The sequence below is a fragment of the Bradyrhizobium sp. McL0616 genome (genome assembly GCF_049993385.1).
GTDB lineage: Bacteria > Pseudomonadota > Alphaproteobacteria > Rhizobiales > Xanthobacteraceae > Bradyrhizobium.
Genome location: NZ_CP188255.1, coordinates 3134434 through 3158759, shown reverse-complemented (window position 1 = coordinate 3158759; position 24326 = coordinate 3134434). Strand labels below are relative to the sequence as shown.

The window sequence follows — 24326 nt, the reverse complement described above, 5'->3', positions numbered from 1 at the left end:
GAAACGCGGCTAAGCCTTCGCGCGGCCGACCTTGCCGGCAAAATGCTTGCCGTTCAGCTTCTTCTTTTTCGCCGTGGTGCTCTTCGCGCCGGCCTTCTCGGCCCTGCGCTCGGCGCGCGCCTTGACCTTGGCGCGTTCGGCACGCTCTTCGGCGCGCAGCCTCTTGCGCTTGGTCTCGCAGGAGGGGCACTTGCAGCCGATCGGCTTCAGATAGGCTTTGAAATAGTCGGTGCCGTAGTCGTAGTTGATCTCGTCGCCCGGCTCGATGTTCCTGATGGCGCGGATGAACACCTTGCGCTCGCGCGGACGAACGTCGGATTCGGCGTTGGGCCGGCAGGAATGGTTGATGTAGCGGGCGAGGTTCTTGCGCACCGAGCCGTCGATGGTCCAGCGGCCGTTGAGCTCGAACAGATATTTGTTTTCGATGTCGTCCTGCGCGGGGATGCGCGAATCCAGGATCGGTCCGAAGTAGCGGACGATCCGGGTCCCCTTCTTGATCGGTTTGGTAGCGAAGAGGCCAAGCCCGGTCTTGGAGCGGCCGACGCGATAAGGTTTGTTCGAAGAGATGGCTGGCATGATCGTTGGAAACGAGGACGCGAACAGGGCCGGATGAGACCCAAGCGAAGTCGCTCTTCTAGAACGATTCCGCGGCGCTGTCAGGCCTATCCCGGCCGCGTTTGAACCTTGCCCACAGTGAAGATGCCTGATGCGTGGAGTTCCCGGACAGCATCCTTCACATTTGCCCTTTCAGGCGCCCAATCCATGAGCAGCGTCCTCAACACAGCCGAAATACTGCGGTGCTATGCAGACAGTTTTGCCGCGACGGTCGACTTCAGGATCGCTTCCAGCAGCTGTTCGGCGGTCGTGCCCGCGGGTAGCCGTTCCAAAATATCCTCAAGCCGTCCGTCCAGCAGCAGCATGGTGAAGCCGTGCACCATCGACCAGGCCCGCGCGATCGCGGCGCCCTGCTCGATCGTCAGCGCGTTGCCGCTGATCTGTTCCTGCCGCATCGCGCCGACGGCATTGGCGAGTCCGGCGAAGGAGGATTCGGCCGCCTCGTTCAGCGACGGCCTGGAATAGTCGAGGCGCTCGGTGCGGAACATCAATCCGTACATGCCGGGATGGGCCTGGGCATAGGCGACATAGGCCTTCGGCCGCGCCAACGCGCGCGACAGCGGCGTGGTCGCGGTGTCGCAAGCTGCCACCATCGCCGCGTTGAATTGGCGAAAGCCGATCGCCGCGAGCTCGCTGACGAGCCCGGTGAGGTCGCCGAAATGATGCGTCGGCGCCGCATGGGAGACCCCCGCCTCGCGCGCCACCGCGCGCAGCGTCAGGCCCGAGAGCCCGTCGCGCTCCAGCACCCGCTCGGCGGCCTGGAGCAGCGCCTCGCGCAGGGCGCCGTGGTGATAGGGCGTCTCGGTCTTCGCACTCGCCGGGCGACGCGCAGGACCCGATGCCGATGATGTCTTTCTAGGATTGCGCGGGCTACGCGCCGCTTCGCTCTTGGTGTCGCTCTTGGCCATCTGCAAGCTATATGACGCAATATTGACAGTGTAAAGATTTCGCTTGACGAATGCTGCAATCGCCCCTATTCCATCTTTACGATGTAAAGATAAGGGAGGGATACGCCGTGCAGCAGGACGCTATCGCCGAGCGCCGCAACAACGTCGGACCGATTCCATTCGAGGCCGACGCGCCCGTCCTCAAGATCATCGGCGAATTGCCGCGCGAGCTGAACGGCACGCTCTATCGCAACGGCCCCAACCCGCAGTTCGAGGCGCCTGGCTCGCACTGGTTCGTCGGCGATGGCATGCTGCACGCCTTTCACCTCGAGAACGGGCGCGCCAGCTATCGCAACCGCTGGGTCCGGACGCCGAAATGGCTTGCCGAGCACGACGCCGGCCGCGCGCTGTTCGGCGGCTTCGGCCGCAAGCTGCCGGATGCACCGGTAAACCTCACCGACGGCGGCGTCGCCAACACCAACATCATCTTCCACGCCGGCAAGCTGCTGGCACTGGAAGAGGCGCATCTGCCGACCGAGATCGAGCCGGGTACGCTTGCAACCCGCGGCTATCACAATTACCAGGGCCGCGTCGCCGGCAGTTTTACCGCGCATCCGAAGATCGATCCCATCACCGGCGAGCTGGTGTTCTTCGGCTACAACGCAGCCGGTCCGCTGACGCCCGCCCTCTCCTACGGATCGATCGATGCGTCCGGAAAGGCCACGCGCTTCGAACGTTTCGAAGCGCCCTATGCCAGCATGGTGCACGACTTCATCGTCACCGAGAACCATGTGCTGTTTCCGATCCTGCCCATCACCGGCAGCATGGAGCGCGCGATGAGCGGGCGGCCGCCTTATGCCTGGGAGCCGGAGAAAGGCGCCTATGTCGGCGTGATGAAGCGCAACGGCACGGCGAAGGACATCGTCTGGTTTCGCAGTGAGGCCTGCTACGTCTTCCACGTCATGAATGCGTGGGAGGACGGCAACCGCATCATCGCCGACGTCATGCAGTTCGAGGAGGCGCCTCTGTTTCCGCATCCGGACGGACGGCCGACGGATCCGGAAAAATCGCGCGCCCGCCATTGCCGCTGGACGTTCGATCTTTCAGGGAATACCGACCGCTTTCAGCAGACTTATCTGGACGATCTCACCGGCGAATTCCCGCGCATCGACGATCGCCGCGCCGGGCTGAAGAGCCGTCACGGCTGGTACGCCTGCGCCAATCCGCGGCTTCCGATGTTCGGCGCGCTGTCCGGAATCGTCCATGTCGACGGCACCGGAAAGCGGCTCGGGCACTATCTGCTGCCGGCCGGCGACACCATCTCCGAGCCGGTGTTCGTCGAGCGATCGACGGATGCGGCGGAAGGCGACGGCTGGCTGCTCGCGGTGGTCTGGCGCGCCCGCGAAAACCGCAGCGACCTCGCCGTGTTCAACGCAACCGATATCGAGGCCGGCCCCGCCGCGTTGGTTCAGCTCGGCCACCGCGTGCCGGACGGCTTTCACGGCAATTGGGTGGGGGCGGCGTAGCTCCCTCCCCGTCATTGCGGAAGCATCACCAGGGAGGCCGCGCATGCACATGCCCTCGATCACCGCGAACTATCTCGCAATCCTCGCTTTGATCTACGCAGCCCTCGCGCTCCAGGTGATCCGGCTGCGGCGGAGCAAGGGCGCCGCCTTCAATGATGGCGGCGATGCGGGCCTGCGCAGCGCGATCCGCGCCCACGGCAATTTCATGGAATACGTCCCCATCATCACGCTGATGGTCGCGCTGCTCGAAATGTCCGGCGCATCCCCTGTGCGCGTTCACGTGCTGATGGGTTTGCTTGTGCTGTCGCGGCTATTGCATCCGCTTGGCATGTACGCGACGCCGGGCTCGCTCAGATTTCTGATCTGCCGCGGCGGCGGCATCGCGCTGAGCCTCGGCCTGCTGATCACGAGCGCGCTGACCATCCTGTCGCGCCTGCCCTGGGCCTCATTCGCCGACGAAATCTCAGATCAAGCCATTGCAACAATTGAGTTTTTACAGGTCATCCACGTCATTTTGACACTGTAAAGATTTCGCTTGATTAGTCATCTTTACAACGTAAAGATTGGTTCGATTGAGGCAGTCCATGACGATTTTCCTGATCCTTGCGCCCTATGGCGTCTACACCTTCCTGATGTTCGCGACGTCGGCCACGATCAGCGTGTTCGCGGCCTCCGCAATCTGCCTGGCCACGATCGCCATCGACGTTGCACGCGGCCGCTCGGTGAAGATCTTGGCTGCGGGCTCGGCGATCCTGTTCGCCGGGATCGGCCTCACGCTGGCGCTGCTCGATCCGAAGCTCGGCACGCTCGGCGTCAAGCTCTCGGTCGACATCGGCATCTTCGTCATTTCGTTGGGTTCAATGCTCGCTCGCCGCCCCTTCACGCTGCAATATGCGATCGAGTCCGTTCCGGCCGAGACTGCGGCGATGCCCGGCTTTCTCACGGCGAACTACATCATTACCAGTGCCTGGACCGTGGCTGCACTGTTGATGATGGCAGCCAACATCGTGCTGCTATACTTCCCGGGCCTGCCGGTCTGGCTGGGTCTCGCGGTCGCCTTCGCCGCCCGCAACAGCGCGATCTACTTCACAAAGTGGTATCCCGAATATCGCCAGATCAAGTACGGTGCGCCGGCCGGCGCGCAGCCCAGCACCCACTGACAGGGATAGACGATGAAGGACGTATTCGCCCGCCTCGCCTCCGATTTCCTTTCGGCCATCATCTTCCTGGTCATTTATCTCATCACCGATAACGTCATCCTGGCGACGTCTGTGGCAATTGCCGGCGCGATCGCGCAGGTGATCTATGCGCGCGTCAAAGGGCATCAGCTGAGCTTCATGACCTATGCGAGCCTCGCGCTCGTCGTCGTGCTCGGCGCGGTCACGCTGCTCACCAACGATCCCCGCTTCATGCTGGCAAAGCCGGCGATCGCGCATTTCGCGATCGGAATCATCATGCTCAAGCGCGGCTGGATGCTGCGCTACATGCCGCCGATCGTCGTCGAGACCGTGCCGGAATACGTAACGGCCGCGGGCTATGCCTGGGCGGCGCTGATGTTCGCACTCGGCGCCGGCACGATCGCGGTCGCTTCCACCGGCGATCTGAAGCTGTGGGCGTTCTACATTTCGGTGGTCGCCGGCGGCGCCAAGATTTTGGCCTTTGCCGTCCAATACGTCGTGCTCAGGCTCATCGTCACCAGCCGCCGGCGCGCTGCCGCCCGCGCCTGATTGCCGCTCACGCGGCGTTAGTCAGCTGCCGCGAGTTGCGCTATATGCTCGGCCCAGGACTGGCTGCGGATGGTCGCGGCCCGCCGGGATTTGTTCGGGAGACGGGAATGGCCGTAGACGGCAACTGGAATCTGACCATGACGACGCCCATGGGCGAGCGCCAGGCGACACTGACCCTGCTGAACTCCGGCGGAACGCTGACGGGCACGCAGGGCGCGGAAGGCAATACCGCCGAGATCTTCGATGGCACTATCAGCGGCGACGCCGTCAACTGGAAGGTCTCCATCACCAACCCGATGCCGTTGACGCTCGAGTTCATCGGCAAGGTTTCCGGCGACAGCATGAGCGGCGAAATGGGCATCGGTCCGATGGGCAGCTTCCCGTTCACGGGCGCGAAGGCGTAGGACCGGCTTTCCTGACCGGCACGCGCGCCGTCTCCACGCCGTCATTGCGAGGAGCTCTTGCGACGAAGCAATCCAGCCTCATCTTCGTGGAAAGATGGATTGCTTCGCTGCGCTCGCAATGACGGAGTGTGAAGGCGTCAGCCTCTGCTCGGAAACGAGCACGCCTCCTCAGCCCAGATTCAACTCCTTGAAGAAGTCGTTCCCCTTGTCATCGATGATGATGAACGCCGGGAAATCGACGACCTCGATGCGCCAGATCGCTTCCATGCCGAGCTCGGGATATTCGAGCACCTCGACCTTCTTGATGCAGTGCTCGGCGAGGTTCGCCGCAGCGCCGCCGATCGAGCCGAGATAGAAGCCGCCATACTTCTTGCAGGCCTCCCGCACGGCCGGTGCGCGGTTGCCCTTCGCCACCATCACCATCGAGCCGCCGGCGGCCTGGAACTGGTCGACGAAGGAATCCATGCGGCCTGCGGTGGTCGGACCGAACGCGCCGGAGGCGTAGCCCTCGGGCGTCTTGGCGGGGCCGGCGTAATAGACCGGATGGTTCTTGAAATAATCCGGCAGCGGCTCGCCCTTCTCAAGCCGCTCGCGCAGCTTGGCGTGCGCGCTGTCGCGCGCGACGATCATGGTGCCGGTCATCGAGACCCGCGTCTTGGTCGGGTATTTCGAGAACGTCGCCAGAATGTCCTTCATCGGCTGGTTGAGGTCGATCTTGACCACGTCGCCGCCGAGCGACTGCTCGACCTGCGGCAGATACTGCGCCGGATTGTGCTCGAGCTCCTCGAGATAGACGCCGTCCTTGGTGATCTTGCCGAGCACCTGGCGATCGGCCGAGCAGGATACGCCGAGCCCGATCGGCAGCGAGGCGCCGTGGCGCGGCATCCGGATCACGCGCACGTCGTGGCAGAAATACTTTCCGCCGAACTGCGCGCCGACGCCGAGCGACTGCGTCATCTTCAGAATTTCCTGCTCCATCTCGAGATCGCGGAAGGCGTTGCCGTCAGGCGAGCCGTGAGTCGGCAGCGCGTCGAGATAGCGGGCCGAGGCGAGCTTCACCGTCTTCATGCAGAGCTCGGCCGAGGTACCGCCGATCACGATCGCGAGGTGATAGGGCGGGCATGCCGCGGTGCCCAGCGTTAGGACCTTCTCCTTCAGGAACGCGAGCAGCCGGTCCTTGGTCAGCACCGAGGGCGTCGCCTGGAACAGAAAGCTCTTGTTGGCAGAGCCGCCGCCCTTTGCCATGAACATGAACTTGTAGGCGTCGTCACCCTCGGCGTAGATCTCGCACTGCGCCGGCATGTTGTTGGCGGTGTTCTTCTCCTCGTACATCGAGAGCGGGGCGACCTGCGAATAGCGCAGATTGCGGCGCAGATAAGCATCGCGCGCGCCTTCCGACAGCGCCGCCTCGTCGTCACCGTCGGTGATGACGTTGCAGCCTTTCTTGCCCATGATGATGGCGGTGCCAGTGTCCTGGCACATCGGCAGCACGCCGCCGGCCGCGATGTTGGCGTTCTTCAAAAAATCGAGCGCGACGAACTTGTCGTTCGGGCTCGCCTCGCCGTCTTCCAGGATTGCGCGAAGCTGCTTCAGGTGGCCGGGCCGCAAGTAGTGGTTGATGTCGCCGAAAGCCGCCTCCGACAGCGCCCGCAGCGCCTCGCGCGACACCACCAGCATATCCTTGCCCAACACCTTCTCGACCCGGACGCCTTCCGCCGTGATCTTCTTGTAGGGCGTCTCGTCCTTGCCCAGGGGGAACAGCGGGGTGTGCTTGTAGGGCGGAACGGGCTTTGACGGGTCGGGGAAGGCGGAGGGAGCGTTCATGAGGCAGATCTCGGGTTTTGGAGCCCTCGCGCGGACCCCTAGCATAGAAGCGTTCTAAGCTTTTTTGCCGTAAAGGGAAGGCGCTCTGGCGCGGCCCGGGCATCCCGATTCGGTGTCAGGGCGGCCATCTTCCGGCCGCCGCCGGTTGAAGGCAGGTGAGCATGATTGTGCCCATGAGAGCCTGGTTGCACCCCTTGCGCTTCGCGCGCGACGACGGTTGAATGCGCGCCCTAAGGGGCTTTTCATCATGGTTTTGAAATTGGACGTCCGCGGCGCGATTCTGGTCGCCGCCGCAATCACAGGCCTTGTCACCCTCGCCTCGCCTGCGCGCGCGGACCAGTGCGACGACATCGCCAAGCAGCTCGCGAGCGGCATCGACGGGCTGAAGGTCAACTTCAAGGCCGCCAACATCATCTATCTGACCCACCCGGCGGCAAAGGAGCTTTCGCTCGGCTGCCGCGCCCAGGGACAAACCTATTCCAACGAGCTCTACGCCAAGGGTGACCGCAAGCCGACGCCGAAGTTTTTTGATCTGGTCGCGTCGGCCGCAGCCATCACGTTTACGCTGCCAAAGGACGACGCCACGACCGGCGCCACGCGCTGCCTGAAGCGCATGGGCCTGTTGCGCGGCGACAAAGTGTCGATGCGCTACAAGCGCCTCAACATGGAGTGCACGCGCACCAAGACCGACGCCTCAATCGCGATCACGCGGCCGAAGGACGAGTAGGCCGGCACGCACTCCGTCATTGACGAGGAGAGAGCCGACGTCTGTCAAATCATGCAACTGCGGAAGCACAGGCAGCGCGTCCCACCGCACCAGATCCCTCGCATTTTAACGATTGGCTTGACAGACCTTTCGTCCCTCACAGGGCAGGGTCAATTGTTTCAATCTGTGAGGATTTGTGGATGAGCGTTTCCAGCGTTGCGCCGCCGCCTGTGACGGTCGTGGTCCCGAGCTACGACACGACCAAGCAGCAGGACCAGGCCAAGACCAACGACAACGATCCGACCTATCAGCCGACGCCGCCCGCGCCGCTGCCGCCGGGACAGGGCACGCGGATCGATCAGCTCGCCTGATCGCTCTGGCCTGCGATGGATCGCCCGATCCGGTTGATCGGGCCTTTCGCGTGTCCGGTCGCATCTTTGCCGGATAGCACGGCTATACTCATGCGCGACTGCCCGGGGAACCGCGCATGATCGCACGCCTGCTCCTGCAGAACACGATTCTCACCGCCGCGATGGGCGCGCTGCTGTTCGCGGCCGCCGGCACGCTGCATTGGCCCGGCGCCTGGGTGCTCCTTATCACCTCCGTCCTGCTCGGCCCGCTCTGCGGCTGGTGGCTCGAGCGGATTGATCCGGCGCTGCTTGCCGAGCGGCTTCGCCCGGTTATCCAGAAAGACCAACCGGCCGCCGACAAGGCCTTCATGGTCGTGTTCATCGCGGTGATGCTTGCCTGGCTGATCGGGATGGGGCTCGACCGGCGCCATCTTGCGTCCGACATGCCGCGCGCGCTGCAGGCGCCCGGCCTGGTGCTGTTGCTCGCCTCGACATTGTTCATTGCGACGATCGGCCCGGCGCGCGCGCAACCGGTCGCGATCCCTGATGTCTTTGGGCGATTGATCGCGCCCGAAGCGGCCGGTCCGGAACGGAGGTTGCCGCCAGCCTCCCTCCGGACCGGCTAGAGTCTCTTATTTCGACGCGTTTTCTTCACGCGAACCGGCATCCACTTCGCTCGAACACGCTCTAGCCATCGAGTTCCTTGTAGCGGCGGAAGATGCCCTGCTCGTTGAAGGGGATGCGACGCTCGCTTGCAAGATAGGCCTTGATGTTGGGCCGCGCGGCGATCCGGTCGTGCAGTCCGACAAGGCCCGGGATATCTGCCTCGAATGCTTTCATGCGCTTGGGGAAAGCATAGCGCAGGCCGTCGACGATCTGGAACAGCGAGAGATCGATATAGGTCAGCTTGCGGCCGGTGACGCAAGTGCCGCCATTGTGGTCGAGAAGCTGTTCGAAATAGCCGAGATATTTCGGCACGCGCACGCTCCAGAAATCGGCGGTGCGCTTCTTCGCCGGCGGCTTCTGGTCTTCGTAATAGAGCGAAGGTCCGAGCGGATGATGGGTGTCGTGGATCTCCAGCACGAAATCGGTGATGGTGAGCTGAAGCTGGTGCACCCATAGTTTGCCGGCCTCGGTCTTCGGCGCGAGGCCGTGGCGGGCGCCGAGATAGAGCAGGATATTGGCGGTCTGGCCGATGACGAGTTTTCCGGCCTTCAGGAACGGCGGCGCAAAGGGCGGCGTGCCCTTGTGCACGTCGTCCATCATCTTCATCATCGCAGCCGTACCGCGCGGGCCGCGCGCAACGTCGACGTAAGCCGCACCCGCCTCCTCCAGCGCCAGCCGCACATATTCGCCGCGGCCCTGGATCTCGGGCCAGTAGTAGAGCTCGTATTTCATGGGACGGATCCGTGAGCGTGGGAGCGACGGAGCCAATGTAGCATGCGGTTGAAGGTTTCGTCAGAGAGAGAGGGAACGGCCTCGCTGAACACTCCGTCATTGCGAGCGAAGCGAAGCAATGACGGAAGAGAGAGTCTCAATTCACCGCAAAACAATACAGCAGCCCGTCGCCGCCCGTGCTCTTCAGATCGGCCTGCGAGCAGCCGCCGTCCGGCCCGCCTGAGGGGTGAGAGCTGTTCCACGATTTCGACGGCTCGTCGTCACGCAGGCCCTGCCGGTCGGAATGACCGACGATCGCCACACCTTGCGTGCTCGACGTCCAGTTCTTGCAAGTCTTGTCGCCGCCGGCGGCAAACGCGGTGCCGTCAGCTTGCGATCCCGTGAGGATATCGTGCCGGTTCGGCGTGTCGCCACGGCCGTTGATGACTTCGCCCTTCTCGCTGAGCGCGGTCTGCTTGGTGAGGTTGTTGGCCGCACCGTGCAGGTCGGCAACATCCTTGGCGATCACCGCGCCCTTTGCGTTGCGCCACGGTCCCTTGCCGATGCGGTCGCGCGCGTTGACGGCCGGCTTGCCATCGGCGGCTTGCGCCGAGAGATAGGCGTGCCAGGTCTTGGCGCCAGCACCGCCAGTTTGTGCCAGCTTCTGGCATTGCGCATCGGCTCCATCGAGACCACCGAGGTCGGCGCCCTTGCCCGGTCCGTTAGAGGTGACGAAGAATGTCATGTCCGCCGACTGCGCCTGCGCCGATGGCGCCGCAAGCAAGGCCGCGGCGAGCGCGAGGCCTGAAATCGTCACGGATCTCTCGATACGGATCATCTTGTCCTCCATTTGTGTTTGTCTTTAAAGCGCAATGAGCATGATCTTTTCGGAAAACCGCTGCGCACTTTTGCGGATCATGCTCTGGCCGCCTGATTTCAACCCGACGAGTGCCCGCTTATTCCGATGCCGCGATGCGAGACGTCCAAAAGAAAAAGGCGCCGTGCCTGAGCACGACGCCTTGGTTTCTCCAATCGCGAGCGATCAGTTGGTCTGCTGGATCGCCGACAATTCCCAGGCACTGCCCGGACGGCGGGCAAACGTCCAGACTTCGGTGATTTCGCCCGGCTGCTCGCTGCCGGCGACGATCGCACCGGTGTTGCGGTCGACCGTCTTGTCGGTGAGCGCGAAGCGCATCGCCACCGTCGCATAGTCGGTCTCGCCCTCGCGCCAGGCTTCCGCGAGGTCGCCCTGCAACAGCTTGACGTTGGACGTCTTGTTGACGGCGTTGCGCGCGCGGTTCTCTGCGAGATCCTTCTCGAAATAGGAGACCATCTCAGGCGTCGCGAGCGTGTGCAGCTTGGCCACGTCCTCGTTCGACCAGGCAGCCTGGATGTCGCCGAGCAGGCGCTCGAACGCCTCGTAGTCGGCTGGCTTGATTTCGAGCGGCGCATTGTTGGCGCCAAAGCCGAAGCCGCCGCCAAGACCGCTGCGATAGCTTGTCTGCGGTCCCGGACCGGCGCCAGCATCAGCACCGGCATAGGCCGCCTGCGGCGCGTTGCGGCGGTGCCACCAGGACATCGCCAGCCGCACCACGAACACGACGAGCACGATCTGGATGATCAGGCCCAGGATCGACGACAGGCCGCCGAGGCCACCGAACAGGCCGCCACCGAACAGCATGCCAAGGAGGCCTGCGCCAAGGAAGCCGGCCGCGAGGCCACCCAGGAAGCCGCCGCCGCGGCCGAACAGGCCGCCGCGCGCGGGCGCTGAGGCGGCCGAGTTCATCCCCGCGCCCGGCTGGGTGAAGGTGCGATTGAACTGCGAGGTCGACCCCGGGGCGGTCGTGGTCGACGGCGGGGCCGAAAAGGTCCGCGAACCGCGCGAACCTGACGAGAAGCCGCCGCCGACGCGGGCGTCAGCGGACGAGATCGCCAGCGCCGTCGGCAGCGCGACCGCCAGCACCACGGCGATCGTCTTCACGAGACGGCGGGACCATTGCGAGAAATTCATGTTGGTTTCCCAAATCCCCGGCATGGGGACGTGCCCCTAAGATGGGTAGAGTTCACCAAAAGTGAAGCCGCTTTCGGAACCCCCGGCTGCGGCCCTCAGTCGCGGGGAAGTGGCAAAAGCGCAGATTTGGCGGGGGTTTGGCCGGAATTCGAGGCGGAACCGTGGTCCCTGGTTACCGGTGGCCTACGTGTCCCCCGTCGTTGTGAGCGAAGAGAAGCAATCCAGAGTGTTTCCGCGGCGACAGCCTGGATTGCTTCGCTACGCTCGCAATGAAGGTGGTGGACGCTCACCCCTGCTTCGCCATCGTCTCCTTCACCGCCGCCACGAGCTGGCTCAGCGTGAACGGCTTTGGCAGGAAGTCGAACTGCTGACCCTCGGGCAGGCTCTTCTCGAAGGCGTCTTCGGCGTAGCCGGAGACGAAGATGAACTTGATGTCGGGATTCTTCTCGCGCATCGCCTTGAGCAAGCTCGGGCCGTCCATCTCCGGCATCACGACGTCGGAGACGACGAGATCGATGCCGCCGCTCTGCTCTGCCAGCACCTCCATCGCCTCGACGCCGTTCTCGGCTTCGACCACGGTATAGCCGCGCGAGCGCAGGCCGCGCGCGTTCAGCGCGCGCAGACCCTCTTCGTCCTCGACCAGCAGGATGGTGCCTTGCCCGGTGAGATCCGTGCGCGGCTTGGCTTCCGCCCCAAGTGCTGTTTCCTTCGCGGCACCATTGGTCGCCGCCGCCGGCTGCTCGACCTGCACTTCCGGCTCGGCATGATGGCGCGGCAGGAAGATGTGGAACGAGGTGCCCTGCCCTGGTTCGGAATTGACGTAGATGAAGCCGCCGGTCTGCTTGACGATACCGTAGACGGTTGAGAGGCCAAGGCCGGTGCCCTTGCCGACTTCCTTGGTCGAGAAGAACGGCTCAAAGATCTTGTCGCGGATGTCGGCGGGGATACCGGTGCCGGTGTCGGCGACTTCGATTCGCACATAGTCCGCCGCCGGCATGCCCTTGTAGGCGAGCTTGCCCGCGTCCTCGGTGTTGACGTTGGCAGTGCGGATGATCAGCTTGCCGCCGTCGGGCATCGCATCGCGTGCGTTGACCGCGAGATTGACGATCACCTGCTCGAACTGGGAGACGTCGACCTTGACCGGCCAGAGATCGCGGCCATGGATCAGGTCGAGCTTGACCTTCTCGCCGATCAGCCGGCGCAGCAGCATGGTGAGATCAGAAAGTGCATCGCCGAGATCGAGCACCTGCGGCCGCAGCGTCTGCCGCCGCGAGAACGCAAGCAGCTGCCGCACCAGCGTGGCGGCGCGCGTCGCGTTCTGCTTGATCTGCATGATGTCCTGGAACGACGGATCGGTCGGCTTGTGCGCGTTCAGCAGGAAGTCGTTCGCCATCATGATGGCGGAGAGCACGTTGTTGAAGTCGTGAGCGATGCCGCCGGCGAGTTGGCCGACCGTCTCCATCTTCTGCGACTGGTTGATCTGGTTCTCCAGCGCGCGGCGCTCGGTGGTCTCGAGCATGTGGACGATGGCGGCTTCGGCGTCGTTCTCGCCCCCATCGACCGGCGTGACGAAGAACTGGCCCCAGCGCTCCTTCGTGCCTTCCAGCGCGACCTCGACCGGCGCGATGTCGGCTTGGTTTTCGGCAGCCTGGTTGATGGCCGCGATCAGCAGATGCCGGTCGCGCGAGTTGACGGCGCGGAAGATCGACTTGCTGGCGTTGTCGAGACCGAGGGCTTGCCCGAGCTTGGCGTAGCGCGCGTTGGCGCGCACGACATTGCCGCTGCGGTCGACGGTGGCAATCGCCATCGGCGTGTGATCGAAGAAGCGCATGAAGCGCACTTCGGCAGCGCGATCTGGATCGCTGCGCTCGTCGCGCGCACGGCTGATGACGAGCGTGCGCGACGGCCCGGGCGCACCATCGGCGCCAAACGCGAGCTTGTGATAGAGCCGCACCGGCATGGTCTTGCCGGTGCGCATGCGCAGGTCGATATCGAAGATTTCGGTCTTCACCTCGCCCGGCACCGCCACGATCGAGCTGAGCAGCGAAGCGCCGTCGCCGGAGACGATGTCGGCGAGCTTCAGCCCGCCCGAACCGATCTCGGCGAGGTCGTGGTCGAGCCAATTCGCCAGCGTCGCGTTGACATAGGCGAGCTCACCGGCAGGATTGACCGAGAAGAAGCCGCAAGGCGCGTGATCGAGATATTCGATCGCGTGCTGGAGTTCCTGGAACACATCTTCCTGACGTTCGCGGTCGCGGGTGATGTCGGCGATCGACCACACCGCATATTTGGCCTCGCGCTTGCCCGTGCCGAGCGGGCGTACCCGCATACGCAGCCAGCGGCCCTGGCTGCCGTCCTGGCCCGAGATGCGCACCTCTTCCTGTTGGCGCTTGCGTTCGCGCGCGGCCTTGAGCAGGCGGAACACCGCTTCAGAAACGTCGGGATTGCCGATGAAGACGCGCTCCACGGGGCGCACGTCCTGCGGACTGGAGGCGCCGGTTAGCGTCAGATAGGCCGCGTTGGAGTAGACGACGTGGCCGCGGGGATCGGTAACCGCGAGGCCATCGAAGGCGTGGTCGGCGATGCGCCCCATCACGGGATCGTCGAGATTGCGGTCGACGAAGCGGATGATGCCGGCGGCGAAGGCGAACAGGTTGAACAGGCCGACCATCGCCAGTACGGCGAGGATGCCGAGGATGTAGGGCTGCGCCTGCGCGCGCCCGAGCGTCATCAGCCCGATGGCGACCGCGACGAGGCCGGTCGCCACCAAGAGCACCAGCGCAATGCTGCCCGAGCGCAGCGACGGCTCGTGCGCTACAACGGGCTCGCGTGACAGGTCGTGGTCGGTCTCGGCAGTCATTTCACGCTGATACAGCTTGTCGGCAGAGAATCAACGCGCCACGGGGCACGTGGGGTCCTCCCTGCCCGAATTGGACCCGCAGACGCAAGGGCGGCAGGGGCGAAAGGTACGCTGATTCCCAGTTTACAGCCATTTCCGGTACTCTTCGGGGGTTTTATTGCCGTGCGGCACTAAATCCGCGCTTCATCCGCATGACGTAGCCGATGACTTCGGCGACCGCATGGTAGTGCTCCATCGGGATTTCCTGGTCGATTTCGACTGTGGCATAAAGCGCGCGGGCCAGCGGCACATTCTCGACGATCGGGATGTCGTGCTCGCGCGCGATCTCCCGGATCTTGAAGGCGATGTTGTCGACGCCCTTGGCGACGCAGATCGGCGCCGACATGCCGCGCTCGTAGGACAGCGCTATCGAATAGTGGGTCGGGTTGGTGATGATCACGGAGGCCTTTGGAACCGCTGCCATCATGCGCTTCTTGGAGCGTTGCTGCCGCAGCTGCCTGATCTTGCCCTTGATGTGCGGGTCGCCTTCGGACTGCTTGAACTCGTCCTTGATCTCCTGGAGCGACATCTTCTGCCGCTGGAACCAGCTGCGATATTGGAAGAAATAGTCGCCGATCGCGATGATCGCGAGTGCGGCGACCACTGCGCCGAGCAGATGGACGGTCATGCTCGTGGTGACGCCCAGCATGGCGGACGGATCGAGCTTGACCATCGCCTCCATGCGGTGCCGCTCCGGCCACAGGATCGTGGTCATGACCGCACCGAGCACCACGAGCTTGCCAATGCCCTTCAGAAAATTTGCCGCCGCCTGCTTGCCGAAGATGCGCTTGAAGCCGGCGGCCGGCGAGAGCTTGCTGAATTTGGGTGTGAGGGATTCGGCCGACCACACCAGCCGGTGCTGAAGCATGTTGCCGGCAATCGCCGCCAGCACCAGCATCAATAGCGGAATACCGACCGCAGCCAGCACCGCGACCTCGATCTGCTGCATCAGGACAAGCAGGTTCCCGGGATCGGTCTTGATCATCCAGGAATTGGCGAGCAGGTTGCGCATCGGCGTCAACAACCCGCTACCGACCGAGCCCGAGAAGGTCGAGACCACCAGCGTGCCGCCCGCGATCATGAACCAGGTGTTGATCTCCTGGCTCTTGGCAACGTCGCCGCGTTCGAGCGCCTCGTCCAGACGTTTTTGCGTCGGGTCTTCTGTTTGACTGTCTGGATCGTTGTCGTCCGCCATCGATCACCCGTTACTTGAGCGGCATCATCTGGTGCATCACACCGATGAAGTAATCGAGATAGGTGCCCATCATCGCCGTGAGCACCATGGCCAGCACCATGAAGCCCGCGAAGATCGACAGCGGCACGCCGACGAAATAGACCTGCATCTGCGGCATCAGCCGCGCCAGCACGCCAAGCCCGATATTGAAGACGAGGCCGAACACCAGGAACGGCCCTGAAAGCTGCAAGCCGAGCAGGAACGCAGCGGAAAAGGCCCTTGTGGCGAGCGAGGCGATGTCGCCGCTCGATACGGTCTCGCCCGGCGCGAAGATCGCGTAGCTGTCGTTCAGTGCCGCGATCACCAGATGATGACTGTCGGTGGCAAACAGCAGCGTGACGCCGAGCAGGGTCAGAAAGTTGCCGACCAGCACGCCCTGCTGCCCCTGGGTCGGATCGACCGAGGTGACGAAGCCGAGTCCCATCTGCTGTGCGATCACGGCACCTGCGACTTGCAGGGCCGAAAGCGTCACGCGTGCGGTCGCACCGAGCACGATGCCGATCACGATCTCATGCAACATCAGCACCAGGAGCGGCGCGAGCGAGCCCATATCGACCTGGTAGGCGTTACGATGCAGCGGCAGGATGATCAGCGTGAGCAGAAGCGCGATCGACAGCTTCACCCGCGTCGGGATGTTGGTCTCGCCCAGCCCCGGCAGCAGCATCACCATCGCACCGACCCGGGCGAAAGCGAGCATGAAGGCCGCGGCGAGCGCCGGTAGCAGCGAGACGTCGATGCGCATGGTGGGCGCATTGTGCCTCAGCCGCCGATGATTCGCGACGATATCCGCAGCATGTGGGAATGGAGTGCGTCGGCCATGAAGGGCAACGCGAGCAGCATCGTGGCAAAGATGGCCAGAATCTTTGGCACGTAGATCAGCGTCTGTTCCTGGATCTGCGTCAGCGCCTGGAACAGCGACACCACCACGCCGACCACGAGCCCCACCACCATCAGCGGCGATGACACGATCACGATGGTCCAGATCGCATCGCGAGCGACGTCGAGGGTTTCAGGTCCGGTCATTGCAAAGTTCCTTTGTTCATTTCTCGCCTCACCACCGCTGTTCCTAGCGATGTGAGGACCTATCCCCGTCATTGCGAGCGGAGCGAAGCAATCCAGACTGTCGCCCTGGAAAGATTCTGGATTGCTTCGCTGCGCTCGCAATGACGACGGGGGTTGCCCCCATCAGATCGGCATCTTCATGATGTCTTCATAGGCCGCGATCACGCGGTCGCGGACCGAAACCAGCGTGGACACCGCGACGTCGGTGTCGGCGACCGCGGTCACCACATCCATCACGTTGGCTTTGCCGGCGGCCATCGCCACCGTCTGCGCGTCCGACTTGCGGCCGGATTCCATGACGCTGCCGATGGCGTCTTTCAGCAGTGACGCAAAGGATTGCCCGCTTGCCTCGCTGCCCTTGCCGGCAGCGCCGTTTTCCAGCACGCGGGCGAGGTTGGCATAAGCATTGGCGGCGATTGTCGGTGTTGCCATGGCTTAAGGTTTCCTGTTCAGCTCTTGAGGATGTCGAGCGTGCGCTGGATCATCCGGCGCGTCGCACTGATGATGTTGACATTGGCCTCGTAGGACCGCTGCGCGTCGCGCATGTCGGTCATCTCGACCACCGAATTCACGTTGGGATATTTGACGTTGCCGCTGGCGTCCGCCGCCGGACTGCTCGGCTCGTATTTGACGCGGAAGTTGGACTGGTCGGGCTTGATCTTGCCGAGGGTGACGACCTGCGCATCGAGCGTGCGGTCGAGCGCCGAGGAGAAGGTCGGCACCTTGCGCCGGTAGGGATCGCCTCCGGCGCTCGGCGACGTCGAATCCGCGTTCGCGATGTTTTCCGAGATCACCCGCATGCGCCCGGCCTGCGCGCGCAGCCCGGAGGTCGCGATCGCCATCGAACGGGCAAAGTCGCTGCTGTCATTAGCCATAATGCACCTCCTCTAGCTCTAACCCTTGCCGATCGCGGTCTTCAGAAGATGCAGGCTCTTCGAATAGAGCGAGGTCACCGCGGCATAATCCATCTGGTTGCTGGCCGACTTCATCATCTCTTCCTCGAGATTGACGGCGTTGCCCGCTGGCCGGGTCTCGAAGCCCGCATTCTTGTTCTGGTCGAAGCTCGAGGCCGCGCCGGACGGCGTCATGTGGGAAGCGCTGGTAACGGCCATGGCCAAGGGACCGGTCGGCCCCGCCGTAACGCCGGTCTTGTCGAATTTCGGCTCGACCAGGTCGCGTGGCCGGAAACTGGGCGTGTCGGAATTGGAGACGTTCTCGGACAGGACGCGCTGGCGTTCCTGGTGCCACTGCATCTTGGTGCGAAGCGCCGACAGCACCGGGAGATCGTTGATGGACATCGTTGCGGCTCCTTCCGCCTCGCAGGGCCCATGTGCTGACCTTGGCCCGAAGCTAGGCAGAATTTGCCGCGTGTATGGTTAACAGGTGGTTAAAGCGCGATGGATGGATGTTCCCAGTTGGGACAAGCATTGCGCCCCACCCCCGTGATTCTACTCATTCCAAAAGCCGCATTAACCCAACCGCTTGGAGGCGCACGCACAGGCTAAGAAGTCGTTTTGGATCGGGCGATTCATAGGTTATTAAGGGTTGGGGACGGCAAAACTTGCCGCGGGACGTTAAGAAATCGCAGTTTTTGGGGCATCGCACGCCGGTGGTCGGCGCAACCGACCATAGGCACGAGAGAAGCGCCATTTACCGGGGACAGGTATGAACGGTAGCCCTATCACTTTCATCGTCGCGTTCATCGTCGTTCTGGCGTTGATCGGCGTCGCCGCCTGGCTGGTCCGCCGATTCGCGACCACGCGGCTCGGCGCCAACACCCAGCGCGGCAGGATGCCCCGGCTCGCCGTGATCGACGCGGCCGCGGTCGACGGCCGCCGGCGCCTGGTGCTGGTCCGCCGTGACAATGTCGAGCATCTCCTGATGATCGGCGGCCCCACCGACATCGTCGTCGAGCCCAACATCGTGCGCGCCGCGCCTGGCCGCGACCAGCTTCCGCAGCGTCCGAATGCGGCCGAGCCGCCGCGCCTCGCCCCGATGCCTGACACCAGCGGCTGGGCCGACGAAGCGCCGCGGCCCGAAGTACTCGACCATCCCGAGCCGCAGATGCCGGAGCCGCCGCGGCCCGCGCGCCCCTCTTTCGCCGAGGAAGTCCGCCGGCCCGCGCCCGCTCTGGCCGAGCGCCGCAGCGATCCCCTGGCCGGCTTCACACCTGAGCCGATCACCCCGCGTCCCGAGCGCGAACTGCGTCCGGAGCCGGTGCCGCCGCGCGTTGCCCGCAGCGAACCTCCATTGATGCCGCGCCCGCCGCGCCAGAGCGAGCCGGTGAAGGTGCCGCCGGTGCGCGCCGAACGTGCGCCCGCGCCACCGCCTCCGCCCGTGCCGCAGGCTCCGCCCATGCCGACGCCGGCTGCAGCCGTGCCGTCGAGCGCCGAACAGAATCTCGCCGAAATGGCCCAGCGCCTCGAAGCCGCGCTGCGCCGCCCGGCGGGCGAGACGGCCGCGCCTCCAGTTGCGCCGGAGCCGCCGGCAGCTCCACCGCGCGTGGCGCGCAGCGAGCCGCCGTCTCCACCAGCCCCGCCGGCCAGGCCGGCTCCGGAGAAGACCAGCTTTGAGAACCTCGAAGACGAGATGGCCTCGCTGCTCGGCCGTCCGAAGCCGTCTTCGTGAGGCTGCCGGCCCTCCCGCGTAGAGTTTTCTTTTTTTCTGTCCTGATCGCCGCGGCTTCGCTCGCGATGCCCGCGCATGCGCAGGACATCAGTATCAATCTCGGCAGCCAGGGGGGCGGCGTCACCGAGCGCGCGGTTCAGCTCATCGCGCTGCTCACGGTGCTGTCGATCGCGCCGTCGATCCTGATCATGATGACGTCGTTCACGCGCATCGTGGTCGTGCTGTCGCTGTTGCGCACTGCGATGGGCACGGCGACCGCACCGCCCAATTCGGTGATCCTGGCGCTTGCGATGTTCCTCACCTTCTTCGTGATGGGACCGGTGCTGCAAAAATCCTACGACGACGGCATCCGCCCGCTCGTCGCCAACCAGATCAGCGTCGAGGACGCGCTCCAGCGCGCCTCCGTGCCCTTGCGCGGCTTCATGCAGAAGAACGTGCGCGAGAAGGACCTGAAGCTGTTCCTGGATCTCTCCGGCGAGCCGCCTCCGGCGACGCCCGACGAACTCGCACTGCGCATCCTCGTCCCTGCCTTCATGATCTCCGAGCTGAAGCGTGCCTTCGAGATCGGCTTCCTGTTGTTCCTCCCGTTCCTGATCATCGACCTCGTCGTCGCCTCGGTGCTGATGTCGATGGGCATGATGATGCTGCCACCGGCGACGATCTCGCTGCCTTTCAAGCTGATCTTCTTCGTGCTGGTCGACGGTTGGTCGCTGGTAGCAGGGAGCCTGGTGCAGAGTTACGGGGGGTAGCGCTCTCTCCCCGTCATTGCGGGGAGCTCTTGCGACGAAGCAATCCAGACCGCCTCCGCGGAAGGATTCTGGATTGCTTCGCTGCGCTCGCAATGACGGAGAGTGGGGCGAAGTCCCGGGCCGCGCTTTGCGAGGTTCCGCGAAGACAGGCCCGCGCCCTACCCCTTCACGTCATACTGCTTGCTGAGGTGATCGCCGATCTGCACCAGCATGGCGACGCTTTCCGGGAAGCCGGGCTTGTCCCTTGTCGCCTGATCGGCATCGGCGCGGAACTCCCAGCTGGCGCCGTCGCGGATGATCGAGATGGTCATGCTGTCGGGACCGTCGGCATGGACCTTCAATTCGGCCCGCGCCATCGCGATGAGTTCGGCTTCGGTCTTGGCAGGCTTGCTCATAGTCCTCTCCCGGCATGAAGATGGGCAGGTTACGCCTCGCACGGCACCTGTCGAGAGGCCAGAAGTGGCAGAGTTCCTAGCGCGTCATCTTGATCTGCCGCACGACCGGGATCGTGGGCAGCGAGCCGGTGTGGTCGGTCTCGTCCTTGGCCTGCGGGGCGGCCGGTGCACGCGCGGTGGCATCGGGGAACCGCTGCTTCATCTCGCGCAGGAAGCCGTCGAGCGTGTCAACGCTCGCGGCGAGCTTGGCGATGTCGGCGAATTCGGCGCTGGAGGCGCCGGCCGGCTTGCTGGCGATGTCGAAGGCGAGCCGGTCGGCGCTCTCGCTCATCAGGGGCGCATATTTCTCGCGGAAGCGCGACAGCCCGATCGTGTCGTCGGCGAGTGCGTAGCCGACCGCGGCGCGGATGATGTCGCTCTTCTCCACCGCATTGAGAGGCTTGAAGTCCCGGAAACGCTCGCCGTAATAGAGCTCGATCTGCTCGGCGGATTCGCGCCAGCGCCGCGCCGCCCAGAAGATATCGGAACGCAGTCGCAGCACCTCGCGGCCCGAGACGTTGGAGACGATGTCGAGCGCGAGGTCGTGGCGGCCGACGTCGCTCTGGGCGCGTGCTTCCAGCAGCAGTCGCTGCTGCCGCAGCTCACCGGAGAGATCGCTGATGCGGCTCGCGCGCAGCGCCGTGATCGCCATGTCCGGCTTGCGGTTGGCCAGGTAGATCATGGACAGGCGCGCGGCGACCTGTGCACGCGCGGCGCCCTCGAGGCGGTGGTCGACCTGGTACTGTAAGAGCTCGGCAGCCTGGTCGAGCAGATCGATCGAAGCGAGGCGATCGGCAAGGCGGCGGATCAGCTCGTCGCCGCGGCGGCCGATCGGCGTCAGCTCGCGGAACTCGTAGAACATCCCGAGTGCCTCGACCGGCGGCAGCTCGTCGCCCTTGGGCCCCAGGAAGATTTGCGTGAACAGATCGGAGGCGAGATCTTGCGCCTGACGCGAGGCCTCGGCGTTCGGCTGGAGCTTGGTCGCGGTGCGCGCTGCCGTGAGTGCGTCGCGGTAGCGCCCGTTCTCCGAGTACATCTGCGACAGCATCTGCAGCGTCTTGACCTCGATCGAGTCGCCGCGCCAGGTCATCGACAGAGTCTCGAGCTCGCGCAGCGCGTCTTCCTTGCTGATCTCGTCGCGCTTCTGCCGCAGCGCGATCTCGAGCTGCTTGGCCTCCGCCGCCGCCGGCCGGTCGTTCGAGGCGACTGCAAATTTGTAATCGTCGAGCGCGTCCTTGTCGTGGCCGAGCGCCTCGGCGAGCCTGCCGCGCAACACTGCAAAGCCGGGCCCGGCTTCGGGCGATACGCCGACCACCTCGATCTCGCCGCGGCGCTTGGAGGCGCCGGCATAGTCCTTCACCTCGAGCGAGGCGCGCATCGCGTCCATGGTCACGATGCGCTGGATGTCGAGCGGCAACGAGGCGATGGCGAATTCGACGTTCTTGAACTTCTCGCGCGCATCCGCCCATTTGCCCTGGCGCGCGTAGGCGAGCGCCTTCCAGAGCTGGGAATCGTGGCTGTTGCCGATCACGGGATTGGCGAGGTCTTTCAGCCCTTGCGCCGGCCGGCCGACTAGGATGCTCGCGATCGCATGCATGATCAATGCGCTGCTCTCCTCCTTGTTGAGGGGATCGGTCAGCATCACGTCCGTGACAGACTTGGCTTCCTGATACATGGCGCGCGACATGTAGAACTGCGCGAGATCGAGCCGCGGCAGCGAGCGCTGCGCCGGCTCGACAAACGAGATCGCCGTGATCAGTTCGCTCTGACGCGTCCAGAAATCTTCCGACTGGCCCTTGCGCCAGCCTTCGGAATTGAAGACCGGCCGCACCGCGGTCGGCGCGCGCTCCGCGGAGACGTCGACGGGCGACAGCGTCAGGCCGCCCTTCTTGCCGAGAATGACCTTGTCGGATCCGACCTCGACGCCGATCTCGTCGGAATTCGGCCGGATCGCGATGCCATGCGCGGACTCCAACAGCGAGAGATCGACGAGGTCCTGCCGCTTGATGAAGCCGCGGACCGGCCGCTGTGCGGTGACGACATAGAGCATGTCGCCGGCATCGGGATCGGTGAGCTTGTGCAACAGGCCCGGATTGGCAAAGGGGATGGCAATATTTGCAAGCGCAGGATCCGTGATGTTGCGCGACATCATCAGCGGCAGCGGCGTCGCCTGGATCTTGTCGGCGAGCGTGAGCAGCCAATTGGTCTCCTTGCCGACCTCCTCGCTGGTCAGCGAATAGACCAGCGGACGGGTGAGACGGATGCGCACCGCCTGCCCCTTCTCGAGCGGCATGCGGGCGACATCGCCGATCATTGCACCGCCCCTGGCGCGGATCGCCTCAACGTCGATCGGCTTTTGCGAGTCGAACACCAGCCAGACCGTGTCGCCGCGGCGGAACGCCGCCGCCGGCGTTGCGACCTGGAGCGGGAACGTCACGCGCAGGCCGTCGCTGTCGCGCCGCGCGTCGACGCTGGCTGCAGCGGGCGGCGGCGCGGCCTGAGCCTCGACAGGTGCAACTTTTGGCGCTTCCTTGGGAGCTTCCTTCAGAGTTTCCTTGGCAGCCTCCTGGTGCTCTTCCTTGACTGGCTCCTTGACGACCTCTTTGGGCGCTTCGTTCACCACGGGCTTGGCGGGAGCGACAGGTGCGGCGGCTTCCATTGCGGGCAGCGCGGGCTTGGACGCTTCCGTGACGTGCGGAGCTTCTGTAGAGGTTATTGCCGGTGCCGGCTTCGGCACCTCAGCGGGCGGCATCGCGGCGGGCGCTTCCGGCTTCGCTTCGGGCTTGCCTTCGGGCGTCACCTCGATTTTAGCTTCGCGCGCGATGGTCTCCGAGGTTGGTGGCATGATCTCGCTATGGGCGTCCTTCGGCTTCGCGGCCACCGGCTTTTCCGCAGCTCGCGCCGGTCCGTGACCACCGGATTCGGCCTTCGCGATCGCAGCTTCAGGCGTTGCAGCCGTCTTGCCCTTGTCGGGCTGGAAGGCGACGTCGACGACGTAGTTCTTATCGTCGCGGAAGGAGTGCACGTCGGAATCGCCGATCAACAATATCTCGACCGATGTCGTGTCGATATCGGCCTTCTGCTTGATCGAGGCGACGTTCGGAGGTGCGGCAACGACGGCATCCGCGAGGTCGAAACTGAGATTGGCGTTGAAGGCGAGCGTGAGCTTCTGCTCGTTGAGCACGGAGGAGACGCCGACGCCGTCGGGCATCTCGAATACGAAGCGCACGAAGGTCGGCTGCATCGAGGCGCGCACGCGGATCGGCGGCCGCTTCTTGGTCTCGGCCGCAGCGCGCTGGGCGCGCAGCGCCCGCTCGGCCGCGCGCGCACGTTCGGCCAGCTCCTTCACCACGTCCATCGGCAGGCTTGGCGGCGGTCCCTTCCAGCCCTCCGGCATCAGGTCGACGAAGGTACGCTCGCCGGCATTCATGGTGTTGACGGTGACGCGCCGCGCCAACGACAGCCTGATAGCGCCGCCATCGGGGTCGCGCCGGGCGGAGTTGACGTAATCGGGCGCGCCTTCTGGAACACGATCGACGGGAACGTCGACCGGGCGATCGAAGCGGATGATGAGGATGGAGCCGGCGGTCGTCACCTCGGAGGGAATATCCTCGCCAAGCTTGATCACGAGACGGGCAAAGCCGCCGCTGGCCGAGAAGGTCGCCTCGCCCCGGACTGCGTCGGCGGCCCGAACAGGCCCGCCGAGGCCGATCAGGAGGCAGGCCGCAAGCACAGGCGCGCCGCGGACATGACGCGACAGCCCCAGCGCCAAAGCGCGGGCTCGCGACAACAATCCAGCGGCAGCCTTCTGCGCCATTGGCGGCATTTCTTCCGGTTCGGCGGTCCATGCCGGCACTGGCGCCGGCCCGTGCCGTCGACTGTAGATTTTGCCA

At 64.5% G+C, this 24326-nt stretch carries 25 protein-coding genes; 10 read left to right on the top strand and 15 right to left on the bottom strand.

Annotated elements, in window-relative coordinates:
• Positions 1–9: 9 nt before the first annotated feature.
• Positions 10–576, bottom strand: coding sequence for an SET domain-containing protein (locus ACPPVR_RS14930; RefSeq protein ID WP_426614953.1), 567 nt, complete (start codon positions 574–576; stop codon positions 10–12).
• A 224-nt stretch (positions 577–800) separates the two neighbouring features.
• Positions 801–1523, bottom strand: a complete 723-nt coding sequence (locus tag ACPPVR_RS14925) for a TetR/AcrR family transcriptional regulator (protein WP_426614952.1) — start codon at positions 1521–1523, stop codon at positions 801–803.
• A 107-nt stretch (positions 1524–1630) separates the two neighbouring features.
• On the opposite strand from ACPPVR_RS14925, the gene ACPPVR_RS14920 reads away from it, so the two are divergent.
• The 5 genes from ACPPVR_RS14920 (at position 1631) to ACPPVR_RS14900 (ending at position 5159) form a co-directional block, all read left to right on the top strand.
• Positions 1631–3028, top strand: coding sequence for a carotenoid oxygenase family protein (locus tag ACPPVR_RS14920; protein WP_426614951.1), 1398 nt, complete (start codon positions 1631–1633; stop codon positions 3026–3028).
• Between the two features lie 43 nt (positions 3029–3071).
• Positions 3072–3554 (top strand): MAPEG family protein, encoded by a 483-nt coding sequence (locus ACPPVR_RS14915; protein ID WP_426614950.1) that lies wholly within the window; start codon positions 3072–3074, stop codon positions 3552–3554.
• Positions 3555–3612: 58 nt separating this feature from the next.
• Positions 3613–4188 carry a hypothetical protein gene (locus tag ACPPVR_RS14910; RefSeq protein WP_426614949.1) on the top strand — a complete coding sequence of 192 codons (576 nt, stop codon included), beginning with the start codon at positions 3613–3615 and terminating at the stop codon, positions 4186–4188.
• 12 nt (positions 4189–4200) lie between these two features.
• Entirely contained in the window at positions 4201–4755 is a 555-nt protein-coding gene (locus tag ACPPVR_RS14905; RefSeq protein WP_426614948.1) for an inner membrane-spanning protein YciB, read from the top strand.
• Positions 4756–4862: 107 nt separating this feature from the next.
• Positions 4863–5159, top strand: a complete 297-nt coding sequence (locus ACPPVR_RS14900) for a hypothetical protein (protein ID WP_426614947.1) — start codon at positions 4863–4865, stop codon at positions 5157–5159.
• A 168-nt stretch (positions 5160–5327) separates the two neighbouring features.
• Here the strand turns inward: ACPPVR_RS14900 and ACPPVR_RS14895 are convergent, their stop codons facing one another.
• The gene (locus ACPPVR_RS14895; protein WP_426614946.1) at positions 5328–6983 is read right to left on the bottom strand and encodes a fumarate hydratase; all 1656 of its coding nucleotides are present in this window, start codon (positions 6981–6983) and stop codon (positions 5328–5330) included.
• Between the two features lie 247 nt (positions 6984–7230).
• On the opposite strand from ACPPVR_RS14895, the gene ACPPVR_RS14890 reads away from it, so the two are divergent.
• The 3 genes from ACPPVR_RS14890 (at position 7231) to ACPPVR_RS14880 (ending at position 8665) form a co-directional block, all read left to right on the top strand.
• A complete protein-coding gene (locus tag ACPPVR_RS14890) occupies positions 7231–7710 on the top strand; it encodes a hypothetical protein (RefSeq protein WP_426614945.1) in 480 nt (159 codons plus the stop codon).
• 179 nt (positions 7711–7889) lie between these two features.
• Positions 7890–8060 carry a hypothetical protein gene (locus ACPPVR_RS14885; RefSeq protein WP_426614944.1) on the top strand — a complete coding sequence of 57 codons (171 nt, stop codon included), beginning with the start codon at positions 7890–7892 and terminating at the stop codon, positions 8058–8060.
• 116 nt (positions 8061–8176) lie between these two features.
• Positions 8177–8665, top strand: coding sequence for a hypothetical protein (locus ACPPVR_RS14880; RefSeq protein ID WP_426614943.1), 489 nt, complete (start codon positions 8177–8179; stop codon positions 8663–8665).
• Between the two features lie 61 nt (positions 8666–8726).
• Here ACPPVR_RS14880 and ACPPVR_RS14875 read toward each other — a convergent pair whose 3' ends face one another.
• The 10 genes from ACPPVR_RS14875 to flgB all read right to left on the bottom strand — a co-directional run bounded on the left by ACPPVR_RS14875 (position 8727) and on the right by flgB (position 17920).
• Positions 8727–9437, bottom strand: a complete 711-nt coding sequence (locus ACPPVR_RS14875; RefSeq protein ID WP_426614942.1) for a glutathione S-transferase — start codon at positions 9435–9437, stop codon at positions 8727–8729.
• A 136-nt stretch (positions 9438–9573) separates the two neighbouring features.
• The gene (locus ACPPVR_RS14870; protein WP_426614941.1) at positions 9574–10254 is read right to left on the bottom strand and encodes a lectin; all 681 of its coding nucleotides are present in this window, start codon (positions 10252–10254) and stop codon (positions 9574–9576) included.
• A gap of 204 nt (positions 10255–10458) precedes the next feature.
• Positions 10459–11451 (bottom strand): Tim44 domain-containing protein, encoded by a 993-nt coding sequence (locus tag ACPPVR_RS14865; RefSeq protein WP_426614940.1) that lies wholly within the window; start codon positions 11449–11451, stop codon positions 10459–10461.
• A 262-nt stretch (positions 11452–11713) separates the two neighbouring features.
• Complete coding sequence (gene cckA, locus ACPPVR_RS14860; RefSeq protein ID WP_426614939.1) at positions 11714–14287, bottom strand: cell cycle histidine kinase CckA; 2574 nt, start codon at positions 14285–14287, stop codon at positions 11714–11716.
• A gap of 154 nt (positions 14288–14441) precedes the next feature.
• The gene (gene flhB / locus ACPPVR_RS14855) at positions 14442–15521 is read right to left on the bottom strand and encodes a flagellar biosynthesis protein FlhB (protein WP_426614938.1); all 1080 of its coding nucleotides are present in this window, start codon (positions 15519–15521) and stop codon (positions 14442–14444) included.
• Between the two features lie 10 nt (positions 15522–15531).
• Complete coding sequence (gene fliR, locus ACPPVR_RS14850) at positions 15532–16302, bottom strand: flagellar biosynthetic protein FliR (protein WP_426614937.1); 771 nt, start codon at positions 16300–16302, stop codon at positions 15532–15534.
• Positions 16303–16319: 17 nt separating this feature from the next.
• Positions 16320–16583 (bottom strand): flagellar biosynthesis protein FliQ, encoded by a 264-nt coding sequence (fliQ, locus tag ACPPVR_RS14845; protein WP_007612284.1) that lies wholly within the window; start codon positions 16581–16583, stop codon positions 16320–16322.
• Between the two features lie 162 nt (positions 16584–16745).
• The gene (fliE, locus tag ACPPVR_RS14840; protein ID WP_426614936.1) at positions 16746–17054 is read right to left on the bottom strand and encodes a flagellar hook-basal body complex protein FliE; all 309 of its coding nucleotides are present in this window, start codon (positions 17052–17054) and stop codon (positions 16746–16748) included.
• Positions 17055–17071: 17 nt separating this feature from the next.
• Positions 17072–17497 (bottom strand): flagellar basal body rod protein FlgC, encoded by a 426-nt coding sequence (gene flgC, locus ACPPVR_RS14835; protein ID WP_426614935.1) that lies wholly within the window; start codon positions 17495–17497, stop codon positions 17072–17074.
• An 18-nt stretch (positions 17498–17515) separates the two neighbouring features.
• On the bottom strand, positions 17516–17920 hold the full coding sequence (gene flgB / locus ACPPVR_RS14830) for a flagellar basal body rod protein FlgB (protein WP_426614934.1): 405 nt from the start codon (positions 17918–17920) through the stop codon (positions 17516–17518).
• A 367-nt stretch (positions 17921–18287) separates the two neighbouring features.
• Between flgB and ACPPVR_RS14825 the strand changes: the two genes are divergently transcribed.
• Both ACPPVR_RS14825 and fliP read left to right on the top strand, forming a co-directional pair.
• The gene (locus tag ACPPVR_RS14825; protein WP_426614933.1) at positions 18288–19250 is read left to right on the top strand and encodes a flagellar biosynthetic protein FliO; all 963 of its coding nucleotides are present in this window, start codon (positions 18288–18290) and stop codon (positions 19248–19250) included.
• On the top strand, positions 19247–19999 hold the full coding sequence (gene fliP / locus ACPPVR_RS14820) for a flagellar type III secretion system pore protein FliP (protein WP_426614932.1): 753 nt from the start codon (positions 19247–19249) through the stop codon (positions 19997–19999). The genes ACPPVR_RS14825 and fliP overlap by 4 nt, the downstream gene beginning before the upstream one ends.
• 158 nt (positions 20000–20157) lie before the next feature.
• Here the strand turns inward: fliP and ACPPVR_RS14815 are convergent, their stop codons facing one another.
• Positions 20158–20394, bottom strand: coding sequence for a hypothetical protein (locus ACPPVR_RS14815; protein ID WP_426614931.1), 237 nt, complete (start codon positions 20392–20394; stop codon positions 20158–20160).
• A gap of 76 nt (positions 20395–20470) precedes the next feature.
• Positions 20471–24250, bottom strand: coding sequence for a tetratricopeptide repeat protein (locus ACPPVR_RS14810; protein ID WP_426614930.1), 3780 nt, complete (start codon positions 24248–24250; stop codon positions 20471–20473).
• Between the last annotated feature and the right edge of the window lie 76 nt (positions 24251–24326).